Source organism: Micromonospora sp. NPDC051296 (genome assembly GCF_040682255.1).
GTDB classification, from domain to species: Bacteria; Actinomycetota; Actinomycetes; order Mycobacteriales; family Micromonosporaceae; genus Micromonospora; species Micromonospora craterilacus.
This window is the reverse complement of sequence record NZ_JBFBAO010000459.1, coordinates 1-4,769: the sequence shown is the minus strand read 5'-3', so window position 1 is coordinate 4,769 and position 4,769 is coordinate 1. Positions and strand designations below refer to the sequence as shown.

6 protein-coding genes are annotated in these 4,769 nt (G+C 68.5%); 3 read left to right on the top strand and 3 right to left on the bottom strand.

Annotated features, from left to right (window positions below):
* Window positions 1-158 precede the first annotated feature (158 nt).
* Complete coding sequence (locus AB0M52_RS30775; RefSeq protein ID WP_363960982.1) at window positions 159-1,049, top strand: GNAT family N-acetyltransferase; 891 nt, start codon at window positions 159-161, stop codon at window positions 1,047-1,049.
* 462 nt (window positions 1,050-1,511) lie between these two features.
* Here AB0M52_RS30775 and AB0M52_RS30770 read toward each other — a convergent pair whose 3' ends face one another.
* A complete protein-coding gene (locus tag AB0M52_RS30770) occupies window positions 1,512-1,739 on the bottom strand; it encodes a winged helix-turn-helix domain-containing protein (RefSeq protein ID WP_363960980.1) in 228 nt (75 codons plus the stop codon).
* 359 nt (window positions 1,740-2,098) lie between these two features.
* Between AB0M52_RS30770 and AB0M52_RS30765 the strand changes: the two genes are divergently transcribed.
* Together AB0M52_RS30765 and AB0M52_RS30760 are read left to right on the top strand one after the other, a co-directional pair.
* Complete coding sequence (locus AB0M52_RS30765) at window positions 2,099-2,347, top strand: DivIVA domain-containing protein (RefSeq protein ID WP_363960978.1); 249 nt, start codon at window positions 2,099-2,101, stop codon at window positions 2,345-2,347.
* Window positions 2,344-2,592 carry a hypothetical protein gene (locus AB0M52_RS30760; protein WP_363960976.1) on the top strand — a complete coding sequence of 83 codons (249 nt, stop codon included), beginning with the start codon at window positions 2,344-2,346 and terminating at the stop codon, window positions 2,590-2,592. The genes AB0M52_RS30765 and AB0M52_RS30760 overlap by 4 nt, the downstream gene beginning before the upstream one ends.
* Before the next feature lie 9 nt (window positions 2,593-2,601).
* On the opposite strand, the gene AB0M52_RS30755 is transcribed toward AB0M52_RS30760, so the two are convergent.
* The gene (locus AB0M52_RS30755; RefSeq protein ID WP_363960974.1) at window positions 2,602-3,336 is read right to left on the bottom strand and encodes a TIGR03089 family protein; all 735 of its coding nucleotides are present in this window, start codon (window positions 3,334-3,336) and stop codon (window positions 2,602-2,604) included.
* Between the two features lie 62 nt (window positions 3,337-3,398).
* A complete protein-coding gene (locus tag AB0M52_RS30750; RefSeq protein WP_363960972.1) occupies window positions 3,399-4,712 on the bottom strand; it encodes a hypothetical protein in 1,314 nt (437 codons plus the stop codon).
* Between the last annotated feature and the right edge of the window lie 57 nt (window positions 4,713-4,769).

Here is a 4,769-nt window from a genome sequence, read left to right as displayed (position 1 = left end):
CAGGCCCCACTCGGTGTAGCTAAGGCCGTCCGGGCTGGCAGGGTCGGATGCGTACAGCACCGGGCCGCCGGCCTGGTCCTAGGCGAACCGTGACGAGAGCGCCGGCTCCCTGCGAAAATCGATGGTGCCAGGCCGCTCTTTGGGTTTGGGTGCACCCCATGAGCATCATTTTGAGCACCCCGAGCGTTGACGAGATGTCACCAGCGGTCGACGCGCTCAAGCGGTGGCAGTACGACGGGGGACCGCTGCATCTGCATTCCGGCGATCTCGGCTGGCACTCGCTAAATGGTGCCGAGGCTACGGCCGCTGCCATCCGGATGTGGTCGCGCGACGGGGAGGTTCTCGCGATCGGGCTGCTGGACGGCCCTCAACTGGTGCGCATGGCCGTCGCTCCCCACTGGCGTGATGACGAGGCACTGGCCCACCGGCTCGCCGCCGATCTGGACGACCCTGCACATGGTGTCCTGGCTCCCGACGGCGCGACCGTCGAAGCCCGAGGTGCGGAGCTCCTCACCCAGTTGCTGCTGAAGCGGGGTTGGGAACGGGACGAGCCGTGGACAACGTTCCACCGCACTCTCTCGGACCCGGTGGAGGACCGCGGTCTGCGCATCGAGACGATCGAGCCCGATCGCGCCGAGGTGTGGGTCGCCGTCCACTGGTCCGCGTTCCGCGGCTCGACCTTCACCGATGCCGACCGACGCCGCACGGTCGGACGCTGGCTCGCCATGGTTGGTGGCCCGTTCTACGGTGACGCACGCAGCCTCGCCGCATTCGACGAGAATGACGACGCCGTGGCAGTGGCGGCCGTGTGGTCAGCCGGCCCCGGGCGGCCGGGACTGCTGGAACCGATGGGCGTCCACCGCAGTCACCGAGGCCATGGCTACGGCACAGCGATCACGCTTGCCGCCGCCGCGGCCCTTTACGACATGGGGTCGTCCAGCGCGAGTGTGTGCGTGGAGAGCTCCAACGTCGGCGCCGTAGCTACCTACGCCTCGGCCGGCTTCACTCCGTCAGCTGAAGTGGCCGATCTGCGCCGCGGTTCCCGGTGAACACCGGGCGAAGGTCTGGCCGCGCGGCGCGCTGGCCGTGTCGGGGAGGATCAGACTGCTTGGCTGACCACCACGGATCGGACCCCACCCCTGGCCACATAGCCTTTCGCCGGGCTACAGAGGTCCCCACCAGCGGAAACGTAGGTGGGGATCTTGCTTTTGGTCGATACCCGGCCAAGCGGCGGTTGACCGTGGTTGTCCCCATGGGGCCATGGTTTACCGCCCCTTGTCGCACGTAGATTGCACGCTCAGGCACGCCCACACCCATCCCGTCTGCGGCGGCCCCGGGTTTCCGCCAAAACCGCCAGCCGAGGGCACCGGTCATGATCGCCCGGCCATCCCCCGGCCGGGCGACCATGACGCCCTATCGGCGGCGCGTGCGGCCCGTCGAGGGCCGCCTTGAAGACGTGTACAGGAACTCTGAACAACATCGCCCGGCTGCGCCGCCGTCGTTGACGAAGCTCAGTGCTGTCTGGACTCAGCGACGAAGACGCCGCGACCCGGGCGGCCGATCAGCACACCCCGCCCCCGCAGTTTCGCCACGGCGCGGTGGATGGTCGACACCGACACGTCGTAGTGATCGGACAGCTCCTGGGTGGACGGTATCTGTGACCCAGGCGGGAACTCGCCCACCTCGATCCGGCTCTGCAGATCCCTGATCAACTCATCCATCGTAGGCGGAATCGGCACGTAACGGCCCCTTGCAGTCGGTTGGCCCTCTCAGTATCGAGCACTAGGTGAAAGAGCGGCAACAACTGAAAGAGGAGCCACAGGAGCGGCTAGCTAGATCTGATAGATAGGAGAGCGTTGACAGAGGTGAGGGGTATCGGTAGCGTCACTCGTGGTGATGCGGTGCTGCTGCGGTCGGTTGGCGCCTCTCGTACCGGTCTCGCATCGCCGTCGAGGCCCCATCTCCGCGCTCCCCCAGCGCGGCCCTGTTGTCGTACCGCCGATCAAGGCTGCGGCGGCAGGGCGCGGGCGGTTTTCCGCCGACGCAACCGGCGGAGACCCCCCTCCACCTTCCCGCGATCCCGACGAAGGGTGGTCACGTGCGCAGCCTGATCCGCCGGCTCATACGCCGACCTGCGACGAGCCCCGACGTACCGGTTCCACCGCACCCGAATCAGCTTCCGCTGCGTCCCTGGCAGATCCGCGAGCGGTGCTTCAATGTTCGGCGACGAGGGCTTGACCCCATCGAGATCCACACCTTCCTGCATCGGGTGGCCGACGAACTCGCCACCGCGCAGACCGCCCTGGTCGCAGTGCAGGAGGAGAACGTACGACCGAGCGCTGGGTGATCCACCTGCCGTTCACCGCACCCGACCTGCTCCGGGCCCGGATCTTCGCCCGGACCGTAGCCCGGATCTTGGCCCGACTCAGCGTAGGCGTCGAGCCGGGTGGGGTGACCGTCTCGATTGAGGACCGGCAGGAAGTACGCCACTGGGTCTTCTGCGACCGTCTGCTGCCCGGCGGCAGGCGGTGCGTGCTGGCGGTGGAGCACGCCCACCCTGTTCCCCGCGCGCGGCGGCTCGATCGCCGCTGAGGTCCCGGCTCAGAGGATTCGGGTGACCTGCTCGGCGGCGGCGACCCCGTCCCGGGCCGCCGGGTCGAGGTTGGCGCAGAGCACCACCGACGCGCCGGCCGCCAGCGGGGCGAGCAGCCACTTCAACGGCTGGTCCTGTTCTGCGACGTCGACCAGCAGCCGGTCACCGACCCGCAGGTCGAGCTGGTCGGCCACCGCCCTGGCCACCCGGCCCCACTCGTCGTAGCTGGTGCCGTCCGGGCTGGCCGGATCGGACGCGTGCAGCGTGGGACGATCGGCCGGCGCGGCACCGTGCCGCAGCACCTCCACGGACCAGTCGAGCCAGCCGACCGGCAGGTCGGCCAGCGGCTCCGGCCCGGTGCCGACGAGGTAGCGGTGCAGCCCGTCGGGCACGTCCTCCAGCCAGTCGTCGAGCCGTTCCGGGCTGACCAGGACGGCGTCGTACGGCCGGTCGCCGCCCGGCTCGAGCACCGGCAGCCCGGCGGTGGCGCGCGGCCGGAACGACACCTCAAGCCCCACCGCCCAGGCGCCGAGCAGCACCGCGGCGGTACGCCAGTGCGGCGGGAGCAGCACCGCCACCCGGCTGCCCGGTGCCAGCCGGCACCCGTCTCGCAGCAGGCCGGCGGCCCGCGCCGACCACTCGCCCAGTTCCGCGGCGGTCAGGTGCTGACGATGGCCGGTCCGGTGGTCGAGGTAGGTGAGCAGGGGCTGGTCCCGCTCGGCGAGACCGACGACGGAAAGCACGGGCGGGGCAGCATGCATAGGTAAGTCCTACTCCTGCTGCCCCGACCTGTCGACACCAACGCCTAGTTCCGGAACTTGAAGTACGCCCAGTCGCTGTTGGTGGCCTTGTTCGCGGTGTTGCCGGCGAACTTGGCCCGCACCCGGTAGTTGACGCCGACCGTCCGCTTACCGGTCCAGGTGTACTTGCCCTGGCTGGCGGAGCTCAGCTTGTGGCACTTGCTGGTCGACACGGTGCGCCACTTGCCGGACTTGTACGCCTGCACCGTGTAGTACATGCAGGTGCCCTTGCTCTCCGGCGACACCCAGCTCTTCGTCACCGGGTTTCCCTTCCGGTGGAAGACGCGGTACTTGCCGGACTTCTTGAACGAGGGGGAGATCAGTGCCACCGCCACGTTGGCCGGCGGTTTCACCACCTGGGTGACCGTGGCTGGCGCATGCCGGTGGTCCCCGGTGAACTTGGCGGTGTAGACGGTCCGCGTGGAGATCAGGTCCGTGGCCTTCAGGTTGCCGGACGAGTTCACGTTGCCGCACTTGAGGGTCCGCTGGCCCTCGCCGTGGGACTTCGCGTAGAGGCAGACCTTCCGGTTGGTGTGGGTCTTGCCCAGGTATGCGGTCACCGTCACCTGCGGGGCCCAGCTCTTGGGATCCGCCTTCGTGGTCAGGCGCAGGGTGGTGGGATCGTGGGAAATGCTCACGACGGCCGACCGGGTCGACCCGGTGACGAAGTTGTTACCCACGAACGTCACGGTGTAGGTGTTGTTGCCGCCGACCGGCGGGGTGTCGCTGAAGGAGAACGCGCCGGCCGAGTTGGCCGTGATCGCCGGCAGCGTGGTGCTACCGGCGGCGTCCTTGCGCACCACCTGCAGCCTCCATGGTGCCGGCAGAGGCTTTCCGCTCAACGTCAACGTCCCGCTGACAGTGAGCTTCGCGGCGCGCTTGCCGCTCGACGGCGCCGACAGGGACAGCGCGGACGTGGTGCCGTCCACCACGACCGTGACCCGTTTGTAGCCGGGCGCCTGCGAGGTGGTGCCGTCGTACTGGAACGTGTAGGTGTTGTCGCCGTGGTGAATCGGCGTGTCGGTCAGGAAGAAGTCGCCGCCGGCATCCGTGATCACATCCGGCAGGGTGTGGAAGCCCAGCGCGTCTGTTCTCCACACACGCAGCGTCTGGGCGGACGTCACCTCACCGGGGTAGAACGACAGCCGGCCCTCGAACTCCACCGCGCCGCCCTGACTTATCGACCAGTCTGCGTCGATGGAGCTACTGGTCCCGGCGTAGGGCGGCGGTACCGCCACACCGGGACCGGGCGATGCCGCCACGACGAATGCGGCACCGAGCACCGCGACCATGAAACGCGCGATCAGCTTTCGCCGCACGAGACCCCCGTATAGTCAAGATCAGCTATTACCGAACTTGAGAGGATAGGTGTGCGG